Annotated in this window: 18 protein-coding genes and 2 pseudogenes; 10 read left to right on the top strand and 10 right to left on the bottom strand. The window is 64.9% G+C overall.

All coding sequences use genetic code 11. The annotated features are described in order from the left end of the window. Positions 1 to 4: 4 nt before the first annotated feature. From AUL32_RS26535 to AUL32_RS18215, 9 genes and pseudogenes are all read right to left on the bottom strand, one after another. Positions 5 to 709, bottom strand: a pseudogene (locus tag AUL32_RS26535) (ATP-binding cassette domain-containing protein); the annotation flags it as partial. 318 nt (positions 710 to 1,027) lie between these two features. Beyond that, positions 1,028 to 1,459 (bottom strand): annotated as a pseudogene (locus AUL32_RS26530) (ATP-binding cassette domain-containing protein); the annotation flags it as partial. Between the two features lie 181 nt (positions 1,460 to 1,640). Continuing rightward, complete coding sequence (locus AUL32_RS18245; protein WP_061978526.1) at positions 1,641 to 2,696, bottom strand: sugar ABC transporter substrate-binding protein; 1,056 nt, start codon at positions 2,694 to 2,696, stop codon at positions 1,641 to 1,643. A gap of 61 nt (positions 2,697 to 2,757) precedes the next feature. After that, on the bottom strand, positions 2,758 to 3,744 hold the full coding sequence (locus tag AUL32_RS18240; protein ID WP_062118141.1) for a sugar phosphate isomerase/epimerase family protein: 987 nt from the start codon (positions 3,742 to 3,744) through the stop codon (positions 2,758 to 2,760). Positions 3,745 to 4,116: 372 nt separating this feature from the next. Further along, positions 4,117 to 5,739, bottom strand: coding sequence for an ABC-F family ATP-binding cassette domain-containing protein (locus tag AUL32_RS18235; RefSeq protein ID WP_062118138.1), 1,623 nt, complete (start codon positions 5,737 to 5,739; stop codon positions 4,117 to 4,119). Between the two features lie 242 nt (positions 5,740 to 5,981). Next, positions 5,982 to 7,472 carry an MDR family MFS transporter gene (locus AUL32_RS18230; protein ID WP_062118136.1) on the bottom strand — a complete coding sequence of 497 codons (1,491 nt, stop codon included), beginning with the start codon at positions 7,470 to 7,472 and terminating at the stop codon, positions 5,982 to 5,984. A gap of 489 nt (positions 7,473 to 7,961) precedes the next feature. After that, positions 7,962 to 8,750, bottom strand: coding sequence for an SDR family NAD(P)-dependent oxidoreductase (locus tag AUL32_RS18225; protein ID WP_441294111.1), 789 nt, complete (start codon positions 8,748 to 8,750; stop codon positions 7,962 to 7,964). 2 nt (positions 8,751 to 8,752) lie between these two features. Further along, entirely contained in the window at positions 8,753 to 8,938 is a 186-nt protein-coding gene (locus AUL32_RS18220; protein WP_062118130.1) for a hypothetical protein, read from the bottom strand. Positions 8,939 to 9,209: 271 nt separating this feature from the next. Continuing rightward, on the bottom strand, positions 9,210 to 10,421 hold the full coding sequence (locus tag AUL32_RS18215; protein ID WP_062118127.1) for a methyl-accepting chemotaxis protein: 1,212 nt from the start codon (positions 10,419 to 10,421) through the stop codon (positions 9,210 to 9,212). A 401-nt stretch (positions 10,422 to 10,822) separates the two neighbouring features. On the opposite strand from AUL32_RS18215, the gene AUL32_RS18210 reads away from it, so the two are divergent. The 5 genes from AUL32_RS18210 (at position 10,823) to AUL32_RS18185 (ending at position 19,628) form a co-directional block, all read left to right on the top strand. Further along, a complete protein-coding gene (locus tag AUL32_RS18210) occupies positions 10,823 to 11,272 on the top strand; it encodes a MarR family winged helix-turn-helix transcriptional regulator (RefSeq protein ID WP_062118124.1) in 450 nt (149 codons plus the stop codon). Between the two features lie 49 nt (positions 11,273 to 11,321). Then, positions 11,322 to 12,515, top strand: coding sequence for an FAD-dependent monooxygenase (locus AUL32_RS18205; RefSeq protein ID WP_062118121.1), 1,194 nt, complete (start codon positions 11,322 to 11,324; stop codon positions 12,513 to 12,515). Positions 12,516 to 13,214: 699 nt separating this feature from the next. After that, the gene (locus tag AUL32_RS18195) at positions 13,215 to 16,127 is read left to right on the top strand and encodes a bifunctional diguanylate cyclase/phosphodiesterase (RefSeq protein ID WP_082659810.1); all 2,913 of its coding nucleotides are present in this window, start codon (positions 13,215 to 13,217) and stop codon (positions 16,125 to 16,127) included. Next, the gene (locus AUL32_RS18190) at positions 16,120 to 17,289 is read left to right on the top strand and encodes a GGDEF domain-containing protein (protein WP_062118113.1); all 1,170 of its coding nucleotides are present in this window, start codon (positions 16,120 to 16,122) and stop codon (positions 17,287 to 17,289) included. The genes AUL32_RS18195 and AUL32_RS18190 overlap by 8 nt, the downstream gene beginning before the upstream one ends. Before the next feature lie 269 nt (positions 17,290 to 17,558). After that, the gene (locus AUL32_RS18185) at positions 17,559 to 19,628 is read left to right on the top strand and encodes a HAMP domain-containing methyl-accepting chemotaxis protein (RefSeq protein ID WP_062118110.1); all 2,070 of its coding nucleotides are present in this window, start codon (positions 17,559 to 17,561) and stop codon (positions 19,626 to 19,628) included. 240 nt (positions 19,629 to 19,868) lie between these two features. Here AUL32_RS18185 and AUL32_RS18180 read toward each other — a convergent pair whose 3' ends face one another. Next, positions 19,869 to 20,414, bottom strand: coding sequence for a PAS domain-containing protein (locus AUL32_RS18180; protein WP_062118107.1), 546 nt, complete (start codon positions 20,412 to 20,414; stop codon positions 19,869 to 19,871). A gap of 173 nt (positions 20,415 to 20,587) precedes the next feature. On the opposite strand from AUL32_RS18180, the gene AUL32_RS18175 reads away from it, so the two are divergent. From AUL32_RS18175 to AUL32_RS18155, 5 genes are all read left to right on the top strand, one after another. Continuing rightward, positions 20,588 to 20,953: a helix-turn-helix domain-containing protein gene (locus AUL32_RS18175; protein WP_062118103.1), complete on the top strand. Its 366-nt coding sequence runs from the start codon at positions 20,588 to 20,590 to the stop codon at positions 20,951 to 20,953. Between the two features lie 372 nt (positions 20,954 to 21,325). Next, positions 21,326 to 22,420 carry a transporter substrate-binding protein gene (locus AUL32_RS18170; RefSeq protein ID WP_062118100.1) on the top strand — a complete coding sequence of 365 codons (1,095 nt, stop codon included), beginning with the start codon at positions 21,326 to 21,328 and terminating at the stop codon, positions 22,418 to 22,420. Then, positions 22,417 to 23,040: an ANTAR domain-containing response regulator gene (locus AUL32_RS18165; RefSeq protein WP_062118097.1), complete on the top strand. Its 624-nt coding sequence runs from the start codon at positions 22,417 to 22,419 to the stop codon at positions 23,038 to 23,040. The genes AUL32_RS18170 and AUL32_RS18165 overlap by 4 nt, the downstream gene beginning before the upstream one ends. Next, positions 23,018 to 23,926, top strand: a complete 909-nt coding sequence (locus AUL32_RS18160) for an ABC transporter permease (protein ID WP_062118094.1) — start codon at positions 23,018 to 23,020, stop codon at positions 23,924 to 23,926. The genes AUL32_RS18165 and AUL32_RS18160 overlap by 23 nt, the downstream gene beginning before the upstream one ends. Further along, a complete protein-coding gene (locus tag AUL32_RS18155; protein WP_062118091.1) occupies positions 23,926 to 24,846 on the top strand; it encodes an ABC transporter permease in 921 nt (306 codons plus the stop codon). The genes AUL32_RS18160 and AUL32_RS18155 overlap by 1 nt, the downstream gene beginning before the upstream one ends. The last annotated feature ends 10 nt before the right edge of the window (positions 24,847 to 24,856 follow it).

The following is a 24,856-nucleotide window of genomic DNA, read 5'->3' as shown; positions in this document are numbered from 1 at the left end:
GGGATCAGGACCTCGGTGCGGAGGTGGAAGCGGTGGGGCGGGCCGACTGGGGAACGGCAAGGGCGACGATCGCCTCCTCGCTCACGTCCTTGCGGTCCAGAATCCCCGCGATGCGGCCTTCGCGCATGACGAGCACGCGGTCGGAGACGCGCAGAATCTCGGGCAGTTCGGAGGAAACGACGATCATCGAGCGCCCCTCTGCGGCCAGCCGCTCGATCAGTGCGTAGATCTCGGCCTTGGCGCCGACATCGATGCCGCGCGTCGGCTCGTCGAACAGAAGGATGCGCGCGCCGGCCGCGATCCAGCGGCCGATGATGGCCTTCTGCTGATTGCCGCCGGAAAACTGGCCGATCGGCCGCTCGATCTGGAGCGGGCGAAGGTTGAGATCGCGCATCAGGCTTTCGCTCTCGCGCGACAGGGCGCGGCGGCGCACGAAGCCCAAGCGCGAGAAGCGCTTCATGGAGGAGAGCGCGATGTTGGAGCGCACCGAGCGGCGCGCCACGATGCCGTCTCGCTTGCGCTCCTCGGGCAGGAGGCCGAGCCCGGCGGCGATGGCCGCGCGCGGATTGCCGAGCCGGAGCGTCCGCCCTTCCAGGCGGATCTCGCCGCCATCGGGCCTGTCGATGCCCGCGATCAGCCGCAAAAGCTCTGTGCGCCCGGCGCCGACGAGGCCGGAAACGCCCAAAACCTCGCCGCGTTTGAGCTGAAAGCTCGCCTCGCGCACGGCCTCGCCGCGCGACAGGTTGGCGACATCGAGAACCACCTCCTCCCGCGCGAAGCCCTTGTGCTCGGCGGTGGACAGCTCGCGCCCCACCATGCGTGAGACGACCTCCGCCTCGCTGGTCTCGCGCATCACGACGTCCGTCACCTTGCGCCCGTCGCGCAGGATCGTCGCCCGGTCGCAGACGCGGAACACCTCGTCCATCTTGTGGCTGACATAGATGATGGAGACGCCCTTGGCTGCCAGCTGGCCGATCAGGACGGCGAGCCGCTCGAACTCGGCCGGGGTGAGGCTGGAGGTCGGCTCGTCCATGGCGAGGACCTTGGTGTCCTCCATCATGGCGCGGGCGATCTCGACGATCTGGCGCTGGGCGACCTTCAGCGTGCGGATCGGCACGCCGGGGTCGATCGACGGGTCGAGGGGTCGCAGCGCTTCGGCTGCCGCGCGCTCCTGCGCCCGCCGGTCCACCAGGAGGCCGCCGGCCATGCGCAAGGGGCGGCCGAGAAACATGTTCTGCGCAACGCTGAGCTCGGGCACATGCTGGAGTTCCTGGTGGATCATCGCGATGCCGGCCTTGCGCGCGGCGTTCGGCCCATGGCCGGTCACCCGCGCGCCGTCGATCTCGACATGGCCGCTGGAGGGCTCCAGCACGCCGGAGAGAATGCGCAGAAGCGTCGACTTGCCCGCGCCGTTCTCGCCGAGCAGCCCGTGCACCGAGCCGGGCCGGACCGACATGGAGAATCCGTCGAGCGCCCTCAGAGGGCCGAAGCTCTTGCCGATGTCGACAAGCGTCAGACGGTCGTTGGTCGCCGTGTTCATGGGATAGTCGCTCCCTCCCGGAGACGAGGACAGGCCGTTTGCGGGGGATGTCAGCCCCTGCCTGGCGGAGCGGGACCGGCCGGAGCCGGCCCCGGGCGCCTTACTTGCCGGCCTGCTTCAGAAGCACGTCGCGCAGCGCGTCGCCCTTCACCGCGAAGGTCTCGACATTGTCCTTGGTGATGAGAGCCTGCGGCGTCGAGACGACGCGCGGGATGGCCTGGCCGCCGACGAGGCGCAGCGCCACTTCCATCGCCACTTCGCCGGTGAGAACCGGGAAGCTGTCCACCGTGCCGGTCAGCTCGCCGGCGCGGATCGAGGCATAGGCGTCGGAAATGCCGTCCGTGCCGAAGACCACGACCTTGTCCTGCAGGCCGGCGGCCTTCACCGCCTCCACGACGCCCAGCGCCATGCCGTCATTGTTGGCATAGAAGCCGATGAGGTCGGGGTTCTGCTGCAGGACGGTGGACGCCGCGTCGTAGGCGACCTGCCGGTCCCAATTGCCGGGCACGCTGGCGACGACCTGGAACTTGCCGCCCTCGCTGATGGTCTGCGTGAAGCCGCTCGTGCGCTGGCCCGCCGCGAAGACGCCGGCCTGGCCTTCGATCACCGCGACCTTGCCGCCCTGCGGGCGGTTCTGGATGAACCATTTGGCGACGCGCACGCCGTTGTCGCGCTGGACATTGCCGACGTAATGCGTGGCGCTCGGGATCACCGCGTCGTTGACGTTGACGACCGGAATCTTCTGGGCCTGAGCGCTTTCCAGCGCGGGCTGGAGATTGTTGTCGGTCTGCGGCGAGAAGAGCAGCGCGTTGAAGCCCTGGCTGATCAGCGTCTCGGCGATCGAAAGCTGGCCGAGCTGGTCGCCCTCGCTCTGCGCGGCCTGATACACGACCTCGACGCCGGCCTTCTTGCCATAGGCCTGATAGCCCTCGCCGAGGCTGCGCCAATATTCGTTGGTCAGCGTCTTGGACACGCCGCCGACGCGGGCGCCGGCCGGGGCGGCGGGCACGGCGCCGAGCTTGTCCTGTAGCTGGCTCCATTCCACGCGGTCGGTCTCGGTGTCGGAGTTCAGCGGCGCGAGCGCCTGCGCGTTCGCCATGCCGGCGGTGAGAGCCAGCGCGCAGCCGGCGACGAGCGCCTTCAGTCGAATGGTCATGCGAAATCCTCCCTGGAACAGACCGGACGGGTGACGCGGGCCGGCGCCGCGATGGGGTGGCTCAGGCCGCCGCGATCAGCGCCTGGTTGACGATGCGCTGGCTGGCGACGCCGTCCTGGCGCGACTGCGCCTCGCCGAGGCGATTGTCGGCGTCGAGGCGCGTGGCGACCGCCAAAAGCTGCTGGACGGTCGCGATATTGGTCTCGCACTCGGCCACGGGGTCGAGGCCCGAAGCGTCTGGGAACGTGTCGAAATAGAGCGCGCCCTCGTAGCCGTCGCGGCGGATCTGGCGCAGCAGTTCCAGCGTCGAGCGCAGGTGCACCGCGCCCACCATCAACCCGTCGTCGCGCTTGGCGTAGCCGTCGTTCAGATGAACGCCCATGAGCTTGGAGCGGCGATGGATGAGATGGGCGGCATAGGCCGGCTGCTCGCCGGCATAGAGCGCATGGGCGAAGTCGAGCGTGACGCCTAGATTGGAACAGCCGGCGTCCTGGATGGCGAGCAGCGTGGTGGCGCAGTCGCGCAAGAGCGCATGGGCGCGCGGCTCGTCGGGCTTGTACTCGATGGAAACGCGGCAGGCCGGATCGTGCTCGGCGACCTCGCGGATGCCGTCGATTTCCAGGTCCCAGGCCTCGGCATAGTCGAGCTGGAAATTGTAGTCGAACCCGTCCTGGCCAAGCCAGAGCGTCATCAGGTCGGCGCCCATGGCCCGCGCCGCGTCGATGCCGCGCTTGGTCAGGTCGATCGCCTCGCGCCTCACGGCTTTATCGGGATTCGTGAAGGCGCCCAGTTTGAAGGCGGGGTTCGTGTAGTAGCGCATGGCGAGGCCGTTGATGGCGAGGCCGAGATCGTTGATGCGACGGCCGACCAATGCCGGATCGTCCTTCACATGGTCGGGAAAGTTCAGATCGACGTCCGTCAGGCCCTTTGCGGTCGCCGCTCGCTCGGCCATCTGCATGAAGCTCGGCTTGCCCTGCAGGTCCGGCCAGAAGAGATGCGGGGCGGACCCGAAGGAGTTCAGGCGCGTGGCGAAGCGAGAAAGGGTCATGGCATCCGTCGCTGATGTTTCTTCACGGATAACCTGATTGTTGTGATGTTGTCAAACGTCGCGTGTCAGCGGTGCCGGACGTTCGGCAGCACGCCGCCCGCTTTCCACACGGGCGATGTGTGGAGCGCTTGTTTCGGTTGGCTTGGTGGAGGGCCGGGAAGAGCCGGCCGGCCTCGGGGCATGAGGCGGGCGGAGGCGGACCATCGCAGGCCCCGCCCCCCGATCAGCGCAGGCGGATCGCCCGGGCTGGCGTGCACGAGCCGGGGTCGGCCGGGTCGTGCACAGAATGCGCGCAAGGTTTCCAGGTCGCCCTGGACGACCTCGCGCGCCGCAGAGCTTGTGCCTTCTGAAGGGTCAGCGCGAGAAGGCGCTTTAGCTGCGCAACCCCGGCGCTTCCTGGCCGGTGCGCTCGACATATTCGGAATAGCCGCCGCCATAGAGATGTGGGCCTTCCGGTGTCAGCTCCAGCACGCGGTTGGACAGCGCCGCCAGGAAATGGCGGTCGTGGCTGACGAAGAGCATGGCGCCTTCGAAGCGCGACAGCGCCTCGACCAGCATCTGCTTGGTGGCGATGTCGAGATGGTTGGTCGGCTCGTCGAGGACGAGGAAGTTCGGCGGATCGAACAGCATCTTGGCCATGACCAGCCGTGCCTTCTCGCCGCCCGACAGGACGCGGCATTTCTTCTCGACCTCGTCGCCGGAAAAGCCGAAGCAGCCGGCGAGCGCGCGCAAGGACGCCTGCCCCGCCTGCGGAAAATTGTCTTCCAGCGATTGGAGAACCGTGCGCTCGCCCTCGAGCACTTCCATCGAATGCTGGGCGAAATAGCCCATCTTGACGCTCGGCCCCCGCGCCACCGTCCCGGAATCGGGCTCCGAGGCGCCGGCGATCAGCTTGAGCAGCGTCGACTTGCCCGCGCCGTTCACGCCCATGACGCACCAGCGTTCGCGCCGGCGCACCTGGAAATCGAGCCCGTCATAGATCGTGCGGTCGCCATAGCGCTTGTGGACGCCCTTGACCGTCGCGACATCCTCGCCCGAGCGCGGCGCCGGCTGAAACTCGAAGCGCACCGTCTGCTGGCGCTTGGGCGGCTCGACGCGCTCTATCTTGTCGAGCTTCTTCACCCGGCTCTGCACCTGCGCGGCATGGCTGGCGCGCGCCTTGAAGCGCTCGATAAAGGCGACTTCCTTGGCCAGCATCGCCTGCTGGCGCTCGAACTGCGCCTGCTGCTGCACCTCGGCGATGGCGCGCTGCTGCTGATAGAACTCGTAGTCGCCGGAATAGGAGGTCAGCGCGCCGCCATCGATCTCGATGATCTTGCCGACGATGCGGTTCATGAATTCGCGATCGTGCGACGTCATCAGGACGGCGCCGTCGAAGCCCTTGAGAAAGCTCTCCAGCCAGATCAGGCTTTCGATGTCGAGATGGTTCGACGGCTCGTCGAGGAGCATGACGTCGGGGCGCATCAGGAGGATCTTGGCCAGCGCCACGCGCATCTTCCAGCCGCCCGAAAGCTTGGCCACATCGCCGTCCATCATCGCCTGGCTGAAGCCGAGCCCGTCCAGCACCTCGCGGGCGCGCCCGTCCAGCGCATAGCCGTCGAGCTCGTCGTAGCTGCCCTGCACTTCGCCGTAGCGGGCGATGATCTCGTCCATCGCGTCGGCCTGGGCCGGATCGGCCATGGCCGCTTCCAGCTCCGCCATCTCGGCGGCCAGCGCGCTGACCGGCCCGACGCCGTCCATCACCTCGACCACCGCGCTGCGGCCCGCCATGTCGCCGACATCCTGGCTGAAATAGCCGATCGTCACGCCGCGATCGACCGAGACCTGCCCCTCGTCCGGAAGCTCCTGACCCGTGATCATGCGAAACAGCGTCGTCTTGCCCGCGCCATTGGGGCCGACGAGGCCGATCTTCTCGCCGCGCTGAAGGGCCGCCGACGCCTCGATGAAGACGATCTGCTTGCCGTTCTGCTTGCCGATGCTCTCAAGGCGGATCATGCTGGAATTCCAAGTCGGTGCGAGGAGGAAGCCGCCTCAAACCATCCCACTTGGCCCCGCGCAAGGGGCGGCGGCGTCATAAGTTCAGTTTTGCCCGCGCCCGAGCGCCATCGCCCGCCCCATGCGGTCCGGACCGGACGGGTCTGGAGGGACCGGAAATCTATCGGCCGAAAGCCGTCCGAGCGAGCGTTCGAGGCGGGGTCGCGTCCGAGACGAGACCGCGCCCCCGCGAGACGCCGCCGTTAGCGGGCGTGTTCCAACGCCTCGCTGGCCTCGGCGGCGGGGCGCTTCACGCTCTCGGCCACATGGCCGTGGCCGCTGATCTCGCGGCCGGCGTCCACGGAGAAGCGCAGGTTCCAGATCGTCGCCACCAGCGAGATCGCCACCACCACCGCGAAGGCGACCGAGAAGTCCGAAAGCTCGGGTACGTCGTGACGCTGGAGATTCATCGAGCCGTGAAGCGCGAGCGCCGCCACGCAGATGCCGAGCGAGAGCATCAGCTGCTGGAAGGTCGTGTAGAAGCTCGTCGCCGAACTCATCTGCGCCGACGAGATCCGGTCGTAGGCCACCGTGTTGTAGGCGGTGAACTGGAACGACATCGAGAAGCCGCAGCAGACCAGAACGCCGAAGATCAGCGGCAGCGGCCAGTCCGGCCGGAAGAAGGCGCAGGCGCCATAGAGAAGCGCCGCGACGATGCCGTTCACCGCCAGCGCGTTGCGAAATCCGAAGCGCCGCAGCAGCCGGGGCGCCAGCGCCTTCATCATCAGCGAGCCGATCGCGGTGGCGATGGTGATGAGGCCGCTCGTCGCCGCCGACAGGCCGAAGCCGAGCTGCATCATCAGCGGCAGGAGGAACGGCTGCGCCCCTTGGGTTATGCGCGTCAGCGAACCCGCGATCACCGAGGTGCCGAACGAGGGCACGCGCATCAGGGCGGGATCGAGGATCGGCGCGGGATGGTGCTTGGCATGGCGCAGATAGAGCGCGCCGGCGACGAGGCCGACCGCCACCAGCGCCAGCGCCATCAGCCCCTCGCCCTCGCGGCTGGCGCTCTCGAAACCGAACAGGAGCGATCCCAGCGACAAGCCCGACAGAACCATGCCGACGGCATCGAACGGCCCGGTTCGCTCCCCCTTCGTCTCCTCGATGAAGAGGCTGACGAGCACCATGCCGATGAGGCCGATGGGCACGTTGATGTAGAAGACCCAGCGCCAGTCGGCATAGGTGACGATGAGGCCGCCGACCGGCGGCCCGAGGATCGGCCCGATCAGGGCCGGCACGAGCAGCCAGGACATGGCCGAGACGAGGTCGCGCCGCTCCACCGAGCGCAGGAGCACAAGGCGCCCGACCGGCATCATCATCGCCCCGCCGAGCCCCTGCAAAAGCCGCGCGAATACGAGAAAGCCCAGCGAGGGCGCCTGCGCGCAGAGAAGCGAGCCGACGACGAAGACACCGATCGCGGCGCGAAACACGGTGCGCGAGCCCCAGCGGTCGGCCACCGCGCCGCTGACGGGAATGAACACCGCCAGACTGATGAGATAGGAGGTGAGCGCGATGCTCATTGAGGGCGCGCCGACGCCGAAGTCGCGCGCCATCGTGGGCAGCGCCGTCGCCAGAATGGTGGCGTCGAGCTGCTCCATGAACATGGCGCTGGCGACGATGAGGGCGACGGTGCGGAAATTGCGGCGGGCGGGCGCGGCGTCGGCAAGGCGGACACCGGAAGACTGAACCGACATGAGATCGAAACGAACGCTTCACGGGCGGCGACGAGCCGGGCCGCCGGACGGCGTGACACCTTCGATGGAATCGCAAGGCCGACATATGATTTTACGGTGGGGATGACCACCCCTCCACCGGTCACAATCTTCGCGCCCGCGATATGCCGCCGCGAGCGGGTGGCGGCGGGGTCGGGCGATGACAGGAAAGGGCCATGGCGCTTCCCGGCAGGCGAGAGCTCGGTGGGCGACGGCGAAGGCCCGTTCCAGGGCATAGGCAGACTTCACGCCGGACCCTTCGCGCCCTGGCCGGCGGCCATTGCGCGCGAAGGCGATCCGGCTGGGTTCGACGCCGAATGGGGATAATGGCCGGGCGGCCTTGCGACCGCCGCGACCGTTCCCTCAGCGAGCAGATCGATTATTGCGAAGGCATGCTCCAAGCCTCTGAGGCGGCGGCACCATGAAGGCGCACGCGCTCCGCCCGACCTGCTCGTGCGAGGCGCCTGACCCTCAGGTGATCGTATCGACCACGCCGCCATCGACCCTCAGCGCCGCGCCGGTCGTGGCCGAGGCCTGTTTCGAGGCGACATAGACGCAGAGATTGGCGACTTCCTCGACGGTGGCGGCGCGCTGGATGATCGAGGTCGAGCGATGCGCCTTGACGAAGTCGGCCGCGACCTCCTCGATCAGCTTGCCGGTCTTCTCGACCTCGCCCGCCAGCATTTCGGCCACCCCCTCCGACAGGGTCGGGCCCGGCAGGATGGCGTTCACCGTCACCCCTGTGCCCGCCATGCGCTTGGCGAGGCCGCGCGAAAGGGCGATGTCGGCCGTCTTGGTCACGCCGTAATGGATCATCTCCACCGGGATGTTGAGACCGGACTCGGAGGACAGGAACAGGACGCGGCCCCACCCCGCCGCTTGCATGCCCGGCAGATAGGCGCGCGACAGGCGCACTCCGGACAGGACATTGACCGCGAAGAAGCGCTCCCATTCCGCATCGGGCGTGTCGAAGAAGTCCTGCGGGCCGAAAATGCCGGCATTGTTGACGAGGATGTCGACCGCCGGGAGCGCGGCCACCAGCGCGTCGCAGCCGTCAGCCGTGCCGACATCGGCGGCGACGCCGCTCGCCTCGGCTTCCGGTGCCTCGGCCTTCAGCTTGGCGACGGCGGCCTCAGTCCGCGCCGCGTCACGGCCGTTCAGCACGACATGCGCGCCGGCTCTCGCCAAGCCCAGTGCGATGGCGAAGCCGATGCCGGCGGTGGAGCCGGTGACGAGGGCGGTCTTGCCGGAAAGGTCGATTTTCATGGTGCGTCTCCGAGGATGGTGTCGAGGTCGATGGCGTCGGCCATGGCCTTGTTTCCGGCGTTGCCGGGATGCAGGCGGTCGCCGCAGTCGAAGGTCGGGAGCAGCCGCATTGGGCGCGCTGGTTCGGCGAGCAGCCGGTCGAAGTCCATGACCGCGTCGAACGAACCACAGGTGCTGATCAAGGGGTTGATGCCACCGCGCAGATCGTTCTTCGCTCCGCTGTGGTAAGGTGGCCTCCACCCGCGTTCCGGGAAGGGCGCCGGCGAAGGACAAGGCCCAGCGCGGCCAGCGGAAGGAGCGCCGCTGTCAAGAGAACCGTGCGAGCCCGGCCCGTGATCGATCACCAGACCGGCGGCAAGAGCGCCCAGCGCATTGCCGAGGGGCAGACCACGATGTCAGCGGCCGGACGACCCGGCCAGCCGACCCCATCGGGTTTCGCCGGATGCTCTCGGTTCAAGCAGCGCGAAGCTGTGGCACGAAACGGTCCTGCTGCGCGGGCGCCCTCTGCTGCTGTTGCGCCACGAAGTCCTCCGCCAGGGCTTGCAGCGCATCGCCTGTCTTGCCCTCCTCCATCCCCGCAAGAATGATCCGCGCTTCGCCATCGTTGAGATGAAAGGTGGCCATCCGATCTTCCAGCCGGCCCGCCTCGGTGGACAGCTGATCGGCGGTGGCCGCCATCTCGTTGGCCGCCCCGGCGTTCGACTGCGTCACCTGATCCAGCTGCCCGATCGCCTGGTTGATCTGCTCGATGCCGATCGACTGCTCCCGGCACGCCGCCGAAATCTCCGACACCAGCTCCGCCGTCTTGCGGATGTCCGGAACCAGCCGCTCCAGACGCGCCCCGGCATCCTCCGCCACCACCAGCGTGCGGGACGAGAGGTCGCCGATCTCGGCCGCCGCCGCCTGGCTGCGCTCGGCGAGCTTGCGCACCTCCGAGGCCACCACCGCAAACCCCTTGCCGTGCTGGCCGGCACGAGCCGCCTCGATCGCGGCGTTGAGGGCCAGGAGGTCGGTCTGACGGGCGATCTCCTGCACCACGGCGATCTTCTCGGCGATGGCGCGCATGGCCTCGGTGGACTGCGCCACCGCCGCGCCCGTGGTGCCGGCATGTTCGGCGGCCTGGGCGGCGATCTTCTCGGTGGTGGAGGCGTTGTCGGCGTTCTGGCGGATGTTGGCGGTCATCTCCTCGATCGCGGCGGACGCCTGCTCGGAGGCGGCGGCCTGCTCGGTGGAGCCGGAGGAAAGCTGAGTCGCCGTCGCGAGGGACTGCTGCGAGCCCGATGCGACCTGCATGGCCGCGCCTTGCACGGCATGAACCGTTCCCGACAACCGGAGCCGGGTCTGACACAGGCGGGTCAGAAGGTCTCCGAGTTCGTCGCGGCGCGAATGGACGATGCGCTGCGACAGATCGCCGTTCGCGATACGATCCATGTTCTCCGCGAGTTGGCGGATGCCACTCGTCAAGAAGCCGATGATCCAGGCTGCCAGAGTGACACCCATAGCCATCACGGCGGTCATGGCTGCGAAAAGGGTCATCTGCGTGCTGTCGTAGCTGGTTTGCCCGGCCGGAGCGAGGGCGTGGATGCAGAGCACGTTGATGGCACAGGCGGAAACGAGCAGAGCACCGAAACTCAATGCGAGGCGCAATTTGATGGAAAGGCGCATGGTAGACAATCCTGAGTGGAAATGGCTTGGGCGACAAACACTGTCGCGATAAGCGGCACTTAGCACCATTCGGAAAGGCGGCGAGCGTCACTTGCCGGGTTGGTTTTCCGAGAATGAACAGCGTCGTTCGAATGCCGCCGGCTGCTCGATTGCGAACCCTTCACGGTCGAGTTGCCGGGGCGTTTCGAAGCGGTTGCGTATCGAGATCGGACGGCAAGACGGTTCGCTTCTGTCGGCTCGCATCAGACTGCAACGGGGCGGGAAACAGCCGTTGCGGCCGTGCCGACGAAGGGGCCGGTTCTTTTCCGTCCTTGTGTTCGGCGAACCTTGTAGCAATCCACCGCGTGAACTACGCGACTTCGGGGACGACGAGATCGATTCCGAAGGCGCAGGTGGCTCTCATGCAGGACAAGGACGACATTCATCCCGATGCCGCGACCGCGCCGGGATACCTCGCCAATCACGCCGCCCGCGCCTTCAACCGCGGGGTGGACGCGGCGCTCAAGCCGCATGGCCTCACCATGTCCCTGATCGGACCGCTCCTTCTTCTGTCATGGAAGGGACCGCTGCTGCAACGCGATCTCGTCCGCTCGTCGGCCGTCAGGCAGCCGGCCATGGTGGCCCTGCTCGACAGGCTGGAGACGATGTCCCTGATCGCCCGCTCGCCGTCGCGGAGCGACCGACGCGCATCGGTGGTCGAACTCACTGAGGCCGGAAGGGAGGCGGCTCGCATTGGCGGCGAAGCGCTGGTTGCCGGCAACGCGAAAGGCCTCGAGGGCTTTTCGCCCGAGGAGACCGCCGATCTGGTCGGGCTACTCGGGCGGCTGATCGTCAATCTTGACCGATCCTGAATCCGGTATACATCATGCATGATATTGTTGGTCCGTAGGAGCCTGTCCCATGCCACGTCGTATTCTCGTCTCCGGCGCCAGCATCGCCGGGAACACCGCAGCGTGGTGGCTGAGCCGTCTGGGCAACGACGTCACGGTGGTCGAACGTGCCCCCGAGTTCCGCGATGGCGGTCAGAATGTCGATGTACGCGATGTCGGCCGAGAGGTGCTGCGCCGCATGGGTTTGGAGCGGACCGCGCTCGAGCGGGGCACCGGCGAGGAGGGAACGACTTGGGTCGACGCGGACGGCGAGGTCGTGGCGGAGTTTTCGCTCGAAGAACTGGGAAGCGACGGCCCGACCGCCGAGATGGAGATCCTGCGCGGCGACCTCGCGCGTCTCGTCTACGAGTCGGCGCGCGAGCATGCCGCGTTCCGCTTCGGCGACAGGATCGAGCGCATCGGCGATGACGGCGAGCGGGCGATCGTCACCTTCGCTGGCGGCGCGACCGAGAGCTACGATCTGGTGGTCGTCGCAGAAGGGGTCGGATCGAAGACGCGCGAGTTGATGTTTCCCGACGAGAACGATCCGCGATGGATGAATCTGACGATCGCATACTTCACCATTCCCCACGTGCCGGGCGATAACCGGATGTGGCGTTGGTACAACGCGACGGGGGGCCGGAGCCTCTCGCTGCGGCCTGACAATTATGGAACGACGCGCGCCAACCTCGCCATTCAGCAGGCACCGAACGGCGAGCACAAGTGGGATGCCGAACGCCAGAAAGCCTATATGCGCGAGCGCTTCGCGGATGCCGGGTGGCAGTCCGAGCGCATTCTCGCAGGAATGGAAAGCACGTACGACTTCTACTTCGACGTCTTGCGTCAGGTGCGGATGAAGCGCTGGTCGAAGGGCCGCGTGGTTCTGACGGGCGACGCCGCCTGGTGCGCGACGCCGCTTGCCGGCATCGGCACGACGCTGGCCGTGACGGGGGCCTATGTCCTGGCCGCGGAACTCGACCGCAGCGACGATGTGGCCGCCGCCCTCAGCGAATACGAGGCCAAGATGCGTCCGATGGTGGACGATGCGCAAGGCGTGCCGAAGATCGCCCCGCGCCTGATGCATCCGCGCAGCCGGCTCGGCATCCACCTTCTACATCGGGTACTGGGCGTCGCGAGCCGACCAACCGTCCGGAACCTGGCCGCCAAGCTGTTTTCTGGCCAGACCATGTCACCCGACCTCTCCAGCTATCCCAAGCATCCGTGAGATGGGGGACGCGTCGCCACAGCATCCTAGAAGTAAACCATTCTATTGCTCATGATATCGTTTCGATCATACGCTTCATCCAAGCGCGCTGCTGGGATCATTTGGACTTTTGCTCGTGAGGAGCAGCCCATACTTTCCAGAGGGAGAGAGAAAGCTCATTGGCAGGAGGGTTATTGTCGGCCTCAAACGGCGATGAGGCGACGAGCCGGGACCTTCGCGCGGTGGAGCGCGAGGTCGGCCCGCCCAATCGCGGCATCCAGTCCCCTCCTTACAGCAAGATGACGCTGCGCCCTTAGATCCAGATAGCAGGTGTTGGGGTGGTATCTTCAATCCACAGCAGGCGTGTTTTCTTGGGTTCGACAAAAGATTCTTGATGGGATTAAATCAAAAATCCGGTCTCAAAAATCATTTTTACTTTCTGGTCTAAATTAAATCGGTAAATCTAACCAAATAAATGATTGTCAAAATCCAGACCGTAAATTCTTCCTGATCAGAACGAAGACTGTTTTAGAAGTTTATTCCAATTCATCTTGAAAATTTCTTGCCGGCGTATCGTTCCAAGGGGATGCAGATTCGTCGTTGACTTGCGCACCGCCGATAGCACCTGCCATCGACATTCGCTTCGGAAAATCTTCAATCAAAAATTGTAAAGCATTGTTCTATACCAAATGCTAGGACGGGATATGCATCACTGCCTATATGGGCACCTTAGCACAGTTCGTCTCCAGCACCCACGCGCTTGTCTACGCAGCCCTCGTGCTGGGCGTGTGTACGCTGATGGCTTGGCTGTTGGAGACTCTGCTCGGCCAAGTGCATGAGGGGACCCTCTCCCGACGGCTCCAACGCGCTGGTCTGATCGCTCTTGTCGGCGGGCTGGGGGTGTGGGCGGCCCATTTTCTTGCCAGGCTCGGATACCGGTCGGACTATCCGTTGAGCTACGATCCGGAGATGGTTGCCGGGTCAGCACTCATTGCAATCGTCCTGGTAGGCGGCCCTCTCGCCCTTTCGATCAATGCGCTTCGTGCAAAGACACGCTTTCTGTTGGGCGCGCTGGCGGGCGCAGGCATCGCCGTTACGCATTCCACCGGCATGGCCGCCCTGCGAGGATGCTCGGTGGACCACCCCATCGACCTTCAAATCGGGCTTGCTGGGCTGGGCGCCTTGCTTCTGGGAAGCGCACGTGCGCTGCCTCAAAGATCCGTATTCCGACCGCTAAGCTGCATCCTGATCGTTTCTGGCGTGCTGCTCGTGCATTTTCTGGCCATGACGGCGATACGCATCACGCCCCAGCCCGGAACCTACGCATCCGGCATCGACGACGAGGTGTTCGGCACCGCGATCACTTTGATGGACGTAACGCTGTTCGTGGTCGGCATCACGATTTGCGTCTGCGTGATCCGGGTCCACGATGAACGCCGCCACGGCGCACGTCTGGCGACAACTCTAGCCCATATGTCGAACGGTCTCATGACGATCGCCGCCGACGGCACGGTCGACATCGCCAACGACCGGTTCTTCCGCATTGTCGGGCTCTCGCCTGTTCCTGTCCCACCCCATACGCCTTGGCGAACATTCGTTCGGGGCAATTGCCGCCTGATGGGCTGGGACGAAGCAAGGATCGATCGCGTTCTCGCCCTGCACGAAGATTGGTTCGCCAGAGGCGTTCGCACGCATGTCGAAATGGCGATCGGCAACGATCGAACGATCAGCGTCGCCTGCGAACCGCTGCCCGATGGCGGGTCGGTTCTGATCTTCAACGACGTCACCGAACTTCTGGTGCAAGCCATCGAACGGCAAGGGCTGGTTGCCAAAGCAGAGGCCTCGGAGCGGGTCTTCGAACTCATGGTTCGCGGCATCACGGACTATGCCATCTACATGCTGAACCCGGACGGGACCGTCGCCAACTGGAATGTCGGCGCCGAACGACTGAAGGGCTACGCGGCCCACGAGATCGTCGGCGCCCATTTCTCGCGCTTCTACGGCGAGGCCGAACGAGCGGCAGGTATCCCGGATCGCAACCTCGCCACGGCCCTTAGCGAGGGGCGGTTCGAGGAGAAAGGACCCAGATACCGCAAGGATGGCAGCTCGTTCCTCGCTCATGTCGTGATCGATCCGATCTTTCGAGAGGACGGTTCGCTCCTGGGCTTCGGAAAGATAACGCGCGACCGCACGGAGTATGTGCACAACGCGCAGCATCTGGCGCATGTCGCACGGCACGATACGCTGACGGGCCTTCCCAACAGGGCCCATTTCCTGGAGCGCCTGGATGCGTCTCTGGCCGCCCTGGAAGCCGAGGCCCAGACCGAGGGCCGGAATAGCGGAGAAGACGCCGAGAAGGCCGAAGGTCACGACCGTTGCCTCGCGGTCATCAACATCGATCTCGACGGGTTCAAGACCATCAATGATACGCATGGTCATGCGATCGGCGACGCCCTTCTGCGGGCCTTGGCCGGGCGTATGGCGAGCCGACTGTTCGAGGGCGAGCTGGTGTCACGCTTCGGCAGCGACGAGTTCACCGCGTTCAAGCACTACCGTGATCGGAACGAGCTCGACGAGTTCCTCGAACGACTGGGAACGGCGCTGAACCGTCCGATAGAGCTACCCGGCTGCCGCTTGATACCGAACGCCAGCATCGGCGTTGCCTGCTATCCCCGCGATGCAAGACGGCGCGATGAGCTGATGATGGAAGCCGATCTCGCGATGTATCGTGCCAAGGCATCCCTCGAGACATCCGTCTGCTTCTTCGAGCCTCGGATGGACGAGGCGGCACGGGAGCGGCGCGTGCTCATCGCCGATATCTGGACCGCACTCGATGCGACGGACCAGTTCCACGTCCACTACCAGTCCCAGCACTGCACCCGTTCCGGCGTGGTTTCCGGTTTCGAGGCGCTCCTGCGCTGGACCCATCCCCAGCGCGGCCCCATCTCGCCCGGCGTTTTCATCCCCATCGCTGAAACTTGCGGGGCCATCGTCCGCCTTGGCGAATGGGTGTTGGAGCAAGCATGCCGTGACGCGGTCGTCTCCGATCTTCCACGTGTCGCGGTGAATTTGTCGCCGATCCAGCTCAATGATCCCGCACTTCCCGAACGGGTGATGGCGATCCTGACGCGGACCGGTCTGGCACCGTCACGGCTGGAGCTCGAGGTCACCGAGTCCGCCGTGATCGACGACCGGGTCCGCGCGCTCGACATCCTGCGCCGGATCAAAGCGATGGGCATCGCCGTGGCGATGGACGATTTCGGCACGGGTTACTCCTCGCTCGAGACGCTGCGTCTCTTCCCGTTCGACCGCCTCAAGCTCGACCGATCCTTCACCCGGGAGCTTGCCAATGATTCTCAGGCCCAGGCCTTCGTTCGCGCTATCATGAGCCTGTCGAACAGCCTCGACATGCCTGTGATCGCGGAAGGAATCGAGGAGATCTCTCAGGTTCGCTTCCTGGAAGAGGTCGGCTGCCAGGAGCTGCAGGGCTTCCTGTTCGGACGGCCTGGCCCGATCGACGTGGCGACCTCACGGGCCGTCGTCGATGCGCCGCCGCTGGCAGCCGACGATATCGCATACGAAGGCGCGGCGACGACGATCCGAGAGGGCGAGTGGGCCAAGGCTTATGGATAACGCAACGCTTCACTTCACCGACGCCTTCGTCAACCTCGTTTGCGGCGCAACTTGCTTCACGCTGTGGCTGAACCAGCGAAAGGACGCCTGTCTCGGCTTCTGGGGCTGCGGACTTCTGATCTACGGCTTGATGAACTCGCTGTTCCCGTTCGCTCCCGACACGCCGCTCTGGAACGGTTTCGGTTTCACGGTCCTGAACGTCGCCAATATCGTCATGTGGGGTGGCTATCGCATCTTCGATGGCAAGCCGCCGATCACGAGAACGCTGGGCGCGCTGCTCCCCGCCCCGCTGGCGCTATGCGTTATCACCGGTGTTTTGACGAGGGATTGGGAAACCGCCGAGCGCATGGCGCTGCTCACCTATTGCGTCGCCAGCACCGCCCAGGTCGTCTATGTCATCGCGGGACGGGTTGGTTTGTTCGGTCCTCGCAGCATCTCGGGCGGGATCGTCCTCTTGAACATCGCGGCGATCCTCATAACGACGTTTACCGGCAACCGATGGCTGGCTGGCGATGCGGGTGAGTCCTTGTTCCTCCTCACCGATCACCTCGTGACGATCGTCTTCACTTTGGCTGTGATCGCCATGGTTGGCGAACGCGACTATCGCACCGTCCTGAGAACGGCTCACCGCGATCCTCTGACGGGCACACTCAACCGATCGGGGCTGGCGGACGCGATCGGAAAGGGCGCCTCGGTGCGCACGCTCCTTTTGATCGACTTCGACCACTTCAAGCAGATCAACGACCGTTTCGGACATGACGGCGGCGACGAGGTGCTGCGCGCATTCGCCGGACGCATGAGCCATATCGTCAGACCATCGGACCTCCTGGTGCGTCTGGGCGGCGAGGAGTTCCTGGTTGCGACTGACATCAGTTCCGACCAGCACGCCGAAGCGCTGGCCGAACGCATTCGCCTCGCGGCCAAGGAAAAGGCGGTCCAGATCGGAGAGGCCGCGATTCCCTTCACGGTGAGCATCGGCCTTGCCATGCGCCGCCAGCAAGAAGACCTCGACCAGGCGATCAAACGGGCGGATCGGGCGCTTTACCGCGCCAAGGAAGCGGGCCGCGACCGGGTCAGTACCGCGGATCTACCCGTTCCGCAGTTCGAGCCGCAGTCACGAACAGGCGCATCATTCCATCCGTTGCCTGCAACCGACGGATAGTTCAAAGGCAGGCTTCGTTGCTGGCCGTCCGATGTGCTGATCCAACCGTTTCCAAACGTGTCTGCATTCCTTGGCTCGAACGCGCTTGCCTTGCGGGTTCGCTCGAGCCCCCTCATCGAAGACAGTGTCTTCCATCGTTCGGAGCGCTTTCGCCCCCAAGCTTTGCCAGCCATCGTTTTAACGATCTGCGCAGAAGCTCACGTTTCAGTGAATGCTAATCATTTGGGCGCCATCTTATCTCGTCTGCTTAGCATTCTGGGATCTCGACCATGCGACTGAACATGAAGCTTAAGCTCGCTGCGAGCTTCGGGACCCTTCTGGTTGTGACCGGCGCAGTCGGCTATTTTGGTTTGGCGTCCGTCAAGAATACGAACGGAATGCTGCACGCCTTTGCCGAACAGCCTTTTCAGCAGGTCGAGAACAGCAAAGAAATCCAGACAAATCTCGAGACCATCCGGCGTGACATTCTCACCTCCTTCTTCACCGCCGACCCCGAAAAACTGAAGACGACGGTTGCCGAGTACGACAAAAACTGGATGGACGTCGACACGAACCTGAAGGACGTCCTGCGCGCCATGCGCCCCGAAGGACGCGAGCTCTTCAAAGATATCGAGCCGATGCTCACGGAGCTGAAATCAGTATCCGACCAGACCTTCCTGTTCGGGCAAAAGGCCGACGCCTCCGCGACCACCAACGGACTCTTGGAAAGCGAAGCGACGGTCGGCGCGGTGAGGCAACAGCTGGAAGCCCTCCAGGCTGGTCCCGCTTCGGCATCGCTGGACGCGTTGGCCATGCAAGAGGCTATCCAGCGGCTTGTCACTTCCGTTCTCGATGCGCGGATCCAGATGGCGAAGGCGCTTGCCTATGATGTCGACGCCGACATCGCGGCTGCCAGCAGCCGGCTGAACGAACTCGATGATCAAATCAAAGCTGGCATCGACCAGCTCGGCCTACGCTTTCCTGCTCTGGCTCCCAATGTTCAAACTCTGCGAGCCGCCTGGGCCAAGGCATTCAGCGGGATGAGGGCGTCTGCGGATGTCGGCGTCGACAACTGGCTGGCCAAGGCGACCGACCTTGCCAACAAAAAGCAGATCCCTCTGGCAGTCGCCACGTCCCAGCGTCTGGATGAGCTGGTCAAGGAAGCCGGAGCGCAAGCCCAGCAGTTCATCGCCGATTCCGATAGCAGCTACGACGCGACATGGATTTGGCTCCTGTGTCTGATCGCGGGTGGCATGGCCGTGGGCGCTAGCGCTGCAACGTGGATCGCGTTGTCGGTGACACGCGGCTTGAGCAAGGCCGTTGGCTTGGCCAACGCCATCGGCGAAGGTGACGTCTCCCAGCGTGTTGACGCGAAGGGATCGGACGAGATCGGCGACCTGCTGCGCGCCATGAACATGATGAGCGCAAAACTGTCGGGGATTGCCTTGTCGGTGACCACGTCAGCCAGCCAGGTCGCATCCGGTTCGAGCCAATCGGCGGCTACCGCGGAGCAGCTGTCATCAGGCTCCACCGAACAGGCAGCAGCCTCGGAAGAGGCGTCCGCTGCGATCGAAGAAATGTCGGCCAACGTGCGTCAAAACGCCGATAATGCGAGCCAAACCGAAAAGATCGCAGGACAGGCATCCAGCAGCGCACAGCGGACCGGCGTCGCGGTGGCGGCTTCGGTGGAAGCCATGCGCACGATCGCCCAGAAAATCTCGGTGGTTCAGGAGATAGCCCGGCAGACTGACCTGCTGGCGCTGAACGCCGCCATCGAGGCCGCACGGGCAGGTCCCCATGGCAAAGGCTTCGCCGTTGTCGCATCCGAGGTTCGCAAGCTGGCCGAGCGGTCGCAGGCCGCCGCGCAGGAGATCGGCACCTTGTCGGCTCAAACGCTTCTGACCTCGGAAGAGGCGGGCCAAATGCTGGATGCCCTGGTGCCCGACATTCAGCGGACAGCCGATCTCGTATCCGAAATCTCAGCCGCTTGCCGAGAGCAGTCTGTCGGCATCGATCAGATCAACCAGGCGATCCAGCAACTCGATCAGGTCACCCAGTCCAACGCTGGAGCGGCCAACGAAATGTCCGCCACCGCCGCACAGCTCTCGGCCGAGGCGGGCCGGCTGGAAGAGAGTGCCGGGTTCTTCAAACTCACAGGATCGGCAAAATCCCCTTCCCTTTTCCAGGCGGTCACTCCGGTATCGCGTCACGAAGACAAGACGGCCACCAGCATCGAACCCAAAGCCATCCCCTCGGCGATTGAAGGTCGGAGATCGACCTCGCTTCCGACCCAGCGGCGAGCGACCGGCTTTGATATGGATCTCAATAGCGACGACAGCTTCGAGCGCCTGAGCGCATAGCCCTCACCAATCCCCCGATGGACTTTAAGTCGCCGTATGGCTCCGCTGACAGGACCTGCCAGCAAGGCAAAGCGATTTAAAACCGGCTTTTGAACCCCACACTCGGCAATAAGAGCCCTAAGCCAGCCCTGTTCAGTTTGGAGACAGGCATTCTCGCCGAGTAATTTCTGTAGAGCTGCACCTCGGTTCGGAGGGGCCGATCAGGGGGAGCTGTCTTGCTTTTCCGCTCGGCGCACGAGATCAGCTTTCCTCTTCCAGGAGGCGCGCGGCGATCTGGAAGCCGGTTTCCAGAAGAGTGGCATCGATCAGCGCACCCACCATGCCGTAATCGAGTGACGCAGCCAACTCACGGGCCTTTGTGAGAAGATCGACGAGAGTTCGTTCCGGCTCTTGGCCTTCATGTTCGAGCTTCGAGGGCTGAGAACGTTCGATGTCCGTCAGATACCCGGAGATATGGGTAAGACGCCCAGCGGGGGTTCGAAAGCAGCGGCCTTGGGAGCGGACCCGCCGCGTGCCATGCAGCGTGCTGCGAAGCCGGTACTCGACCACCATGGAGTCTCCCGCCTCGATCGCCATCTTGACGACCTCATCGAGCGCCGCTCGATCGTCGGGATGGATCGCGGCGATAAAACGCTCCGGGCTCATCCCATGCCGGCCAAGTTCGGCGGGCACATTGATGTACTCGCAGACGCGTTCGCAGGCGATCACCAGATTGCTGCTGACCTGCCAGTTCCAGATTCCGATCAGATCACGGACAGCCTCATCGGTCTCAGGGTCATTCACCATTATGACAACCCCAGAGCATATCAGGCATAATCGACTTTCATCACAAAACGGTTAGTCGTACAAAGCTTCCGTCGCAATGTCCACTCTCTGGGGTGGCCGGATCATAATCTTAAGTTGTTGATCATGCAGACTTAGTGATTGTAATCTGAAAAAGCCCTTGAGGATCGCAGACCTTGAGCAATGACCCGATCGATATCCATCTGGGCAAGCGGATCGAGCGGCGTCGCTTGGATCAGGGCCGATCGCTTCAGTCCGTCGCGGAAGATCTCGGCATCACGTATCAGCAGGTTCGCAAATATGAGAACGGCGAGAACCGCGTGAGCGCTAGCACGCTTTATCGACTGGCCACGGCGCTGGACGTTCCAACGAGCTTCTTCTTCGAAGGAATGGAGGGCGAGCCCCTCGACGAAGGGAACCCGGAGAAAGAGGCGGTGCTCGAGCCAGCCGTGGAGGACATGCTTTCCCGCATCAGGGATCCTGAGATAAGGAGGGCGATCCGCCACCTGTTCGTGCGGATGGCCAATCTCAGATCTCGGTGACCGGGGCTCACGCGCAGTTGTTTCGAAAGCGGCCCAAGCAACTCAAGAAAGCCTGAGCCCTCCCATGAAGCTTTGGCCAGAGTCCGTCCTTGCAGCAAAGGTCGAAAGCCATAACTGTAGACTGTCCTCCTGAAGGGCGGTGCAGCGACAATCCGTTCCTTCATAAACCTCTCGTGCTCAAAATTTATACACGCCTTAGATTTCAGCATATCGCTTGACGCGCTTTCGAAGTTAGCGCAGACTTGCTTCATACCGGCCCTGTCCGCCGGATGGCATTCGAGCCCTGCTGACCCTACGCGACGCGTTCAAGCATCGCGTAGGGTCAGCAGGGCTTTTTCGTTCTGGAACGGGTTTCGCTTGGAACAACAGCCCTTGAAGCAAAGCGTTGGGATCGGCGTCCTCTTCTCGCAGTCGGGCTCTTACGAGCGGCTCGGGCAAGCCTGCCGCGAGGGCGTGTACGGCGCCATCGCGGCGGTGAACGCCGATCCGGCGCGCCGCATCCGGTTCGAGGCCGTGGACTGCGATCCGGCCGGGCGGATCGAGCACTATGCGCCGCTTTGCGCCGAGCTTCTGACGGGGGCGAAGCTGCGACATGTCGTTGGTTGCATCACCTCTTGGAGCCGCAAGGAGGTGATCCCGGTGCTGGAGAAGCATGGGGGCCTTCTCTGGTATCCCGCGCCCTACGAAGGCTTTGAGGCGAACGACCACGTCGTCTACATGAACGCCGCGCCCAACCAGCATCTCGTGCCGCTGGTGGCCCATGTCGCCGCCCGCTACGGCCGAGATGCCTTTCTCGTCGGCTCCAACTATATCTGGGGCTGGGAGATGAACCGCATCGCCCGGGACCTCGTGGCGGATGCCGGCGGCGAGGTGCGGGGTGAGCGCTACTTGCCGCTCGGCGACACCGATGTGGGGCGGCTCGTCGCCGAGATCCGCGCCACCGTGCCGGATTTCGTCCTGAACAACCTGATCGGTCCTTCCTCCTACGCCTTTTACGAGGCCTATGCGGCGCTCGGCCGGGAGGACGAGCGCTTTCGCCCCGAGCGGCGCCCGATCGTCTCCTGCAACCTGACCGAGGCCGAACTCGCCTCGATCGCGCCCTTCGGCGAAGGGCATCTGTCCTCCTTGCCTTTCATCCACGACGGCGCGCCGGGGCCGCGCTCCTCCTTCGAAGCGGCCGCCCATGCGGCGGTGACGGTGCTTGCCGACGCGATCGAGGCAGCGGGAGGCGACGAGCCGGACGCGGTGCGCCGTGCCCTGGCGGCCGGGCCGCACGAAACGGCGCTCGGCGCGATCCGCATCGACGCGCGCACTCAGCATGCCGAGCTGCCAGCCAAGATCGGGCGCATTCGCGGCACCCGTTTCGAGCTTCTGGAGGCAAGCCCCAGCTGCATCGGTGCCGACCCCTACCTCTCGCATTACGATCCGGCCGCGACCTTCCGGCCCTCGCTGAGGCTGGTGCGATGAACCGCCGCGAGAGAATTCCCAATCTCGGCGGGTCCAAGGTCCTAGTGCTGCACCGTGAGCACGCCTCCATCGAAGGGTTGATCCGCCAGCTCGGCGCGATCGGGCTGGACGTGGCGCAGGCTTGGCCGGACCTGCCTGCCTCGGCTGCTGGGGCGGACTTCCTGTTCTTCGACGTCGATCATGGGTTCGACGAGCAGTTCCCCTGGCAGCCCGGCGAGGCGCCGATGCCCCTCGTCGCTCTGATCGGCTCGGAAGCGCCAGGGCGCATCGAATGGGCGCTGTCGCGCCAGGTCGACGCGCAAATCGTGAAGCCCGTCGGCAATGCCGGCGTCTATTCCGCCCTTCTCATCGCCCGGCGCGCCTTCGACGAGCGGCGAAGGCTCGGACGGGAAGTCGCCAGCCTTCGCGAGCGCGTTGCCGAGCGTCAGACCGTGGTGCGCGCGGTGGTGGCCCTCGCCGGTGCCGCCGCTGGCTCCGGTGCCGGCATCGGCGACGAAAAGGCCTATGCCCAGCTCCGCCAGCTCGCGATGAGCTGGCAGGTGACAATGGAAGAGGCGGCGCGGCGGGTCGTGGAACTCAAGAACAGGGAGGCTTCGGATGAGCGTCCTCGTCGGGCCTGAGGCCGCCGCCCTGCCGCCATCCGCTCCCGTCGGCGGAGACAGCGTCCTGCGCCGGCTCCTATCGCGCAAGCTGGCGCTGCTCGGCCTTCTCATCATCGCGCTGGTAAGCCTGTCGGCGATCTTCGCGCCCCTTGTCGCGCCCTTCGATCCGAACGAGCAGTTCTTCGACGGGCTGACGCTGGAAGGCTCGCCCCTGCCACCGTCAGCCACCTATTGGCTCGGAACCGACCTTCTCGGGCGCGACCTGCTTTCGCGCCTCCTCTACGGCGCGCGCAACTCGCTCGTCATCGGAATCGTCGCCAATGGCGCGGCGCTGGTGATCGGCACGCTGGTCGGCGTCACGGCGGGCTATTTCCGAGGGTTTTTCGGCACGGTCCTGATGCGCTTCACCGACCTGATGATGGCCTTTCCCGCGCTGCTCCTCGCCATCTGCCTCGCCGCCGTGCTGCGGCCGAGCCTCTGGATCGTGGCGCTGGTGATCGCGCTGGTGAACTGGGTGCAGGTGGCGCGCGTCGTTTATTCCGAAACGCGCTCGCTCGCCGAGCGCGAATTCATCCAGGCCGAGAAGACGCTGGGGGCGAGTTCGTCCCGCATTCTCTTCCGCCATGTCCTGCCGCACCTGACCTCGACCGTCATCGTCTACGGCACGCTCGGCATCTCGACCACGGTTCTCCTGGAGGCGACGCTCTCCTTTCTCGGCGTGGGCGTGCAGCCGCCGGACGCATCCTGGGGCAACATCATCTTCGAGAACCAGACTTATTTTCAGGCCGCCCCCTGGCTGGTCTTCTTCCCAGGCGCGGCGATCCTTCTCCTGGCGCTCGCCTTCAATCTCGTCGGCGATGCGCTGCGCGACGCGCTCGATCCGACCGAGCAGGGGCGCGTCTGATGGCGATCTATCTCGCGCGCCGCCTGTTCCAGGCCGTCCTGATCCTTCTCGGCGTCAGCCTCGTCACCTTCGCCCTGCTCTATCTCCTGCCGGCGGACCCGGCGCGGCAGATCGCCGGGCGCACCGCCACCGCCGCCCAGGTCGCCAATATTCGCGCCCAGCTCGGGCTCGATCAGCCCTTCTTCGTGCAATATGCCCGCTATCTCGGCCAGCTCGTCCAGGGCGATCTCGGCCGCTCCTACCTGCAGCGCTCGGCCGTCTCGGACCTCATCTGGGCCCGCCTGCCGGCAAGCCTCCTCCTGATGCTGGCGGCGATCGTCTGCGAGCTGGCGCTCGGCCTCACCATGGGCATGCTCGCCGCCGTGCGGCGCGGGCGGGCCAGCGACCACGCGCTGATGGTCGCCTCCTTCGTCACCGTCTCGGCGCCGCAATTCGTGGTCGGGCTGCTGCTTCTGTATGTCTTCGCCGTGCGCCTCGGCTGGTTCCCGATCGGCGGCTACGGCACCTTCTCCCATCTCGTCCTGCCCGCGCTCACCCTCGGGATTCTGGGAGCGGGCTGGTACGCGCGCATGATGCGCTCTTCCATGGTGGACGTCCTGCGCCAGGACTATATGCGCACCGCCCGCGCCAAGGGCCTGAGGCGCTGGACCATTCTAGGCCGACACGCCCTGCCCAACGCCATCCTGCCCGTCATCGCCATGATCGGCATCGATATCGGGCTCTTCATGAGCGGCATCGTCGTGGTGGAGAGCGTCTTCGGCTGGCCCGGCATCGGCCAGCTCGCCTGGCAGGCGATCCAGCGCGTCGATCTGCCCATCATCATGGGCGTCACGCTGATCTCGGCGGTCGCCATCGTGCTCGGCAATCTCCTCGCCGACCTCGTCACCCCCTTCGTCGATCCTCGCATCAAGCTCCAGTAAAAGGGAAGCC

Origin of the sequence: Aureimonas sp. AU40, assembly GCF_001463785.1 — a bacterium.
GTDB lineage: Bacteria > Pseudomonadota > Alphaproteobacteria > Rhizobiales > Rhizobiaceae > Aureimonas.
This window is presented reverse-complemented; position numbering and strand designations above follow the sequence as displayed.

Coding starts and splice junctions, on each gene's coding strand:
- AUL32_RS18195 (WP_082659810.1), top strand. CDS start 13,215: ATGGGCACCTTAGCACAGTTCGTCTCCAGCACCCACGCGCTTGTCTAC.
- AUL32_RS18185 (WP_062118110.1), top strand. CDS start 17,559: ATGCGACTGAACATGAAGCTTAAGCTCGCTGCGAGCTTCGGGACCCTT.
- AUL32_RS18155 (WP_062118091.1), top strand. CDS start 23,926: ATGGCGATCTATCTCGCGCGCCGCCTGTTCCAGGCCGTCCTGATCCTT.
- AUL32_RS18180 (WP_062118107.1), bottom strand. CDS start 20,414: ATGGTGAATGACCCTGAGACCGATGAGGCTGTCCGTGATCTGATCGGA.
- AUL32_RS18190 (WP_062118113.1), top strand. CDS start 16,120: ATGGATAACGCAACGCTTCACTTCACCGACGCCTTCGTCAACCTCGTT.
- AUL32_RS18215 (WP_062118127.1), bottom strand. CDS start 10,421: ATGCGCCTTTCCATCAAATTGCGCCTCGCATTGAGTTTCGGTGCTCTG.
- AUL32_RS18245 (WP_061978526.1), bottom strand. CDS start 2,696: ATGACCATTCGACTGAAGGCGCTCGTCGCCGGCTGCGCGCTGGCTCTC.
- AUL32_RS18210 (WP_062118124.1), top strand. CDS start 10,823: ATGCAGGACAAGGACGACATTCATCCCGATGCCGCGACCGCGCCGGGA.
- AUL32_RS18240 (WP_062118141.1), bottom strand. CDS start 3,744: ATGACCCTTTCTCGCTTCGCCACGCGCCTGAACTCCTTCGGGTCCGCC.
- AUL32_RS18160 (WP_062118094.1), top strand. CDS start 23,018: ATGAGCGTCCTCGTCGGGCCTGAGGCCGCCGCCCTGCCGCCATCCGCT.
- AUL32_RS18235 (WP_062118138.1), bottom strand. CDS start 5,739: ATGATCCGCCTTGAGAGCATCGGCAAGCAGAACGGCAAGCAGATCGTC.
- AUL32_RS18205 (WP_062118121.1), top strand. CDS start 11,322: ATGCCACGTCGTATTCTCGTCTCCGGCGCCAGCATCGCCGGGAACACC.
- AUL32_RS18230 (WP_062118136.1), bottom strand. CDS start 7,472: ATGTCGGTTCAGTCTTCCGGTGTCCGCCTTGCCGACGCCGCGCCCGCC.
- AUL32_RS18165 (WP_062118097.1), top strand. CDS start 22,417: ATGAACCGCCGCGAGAGAATTCCCAATCTCGGCGGGTCCAAGGTCCTA.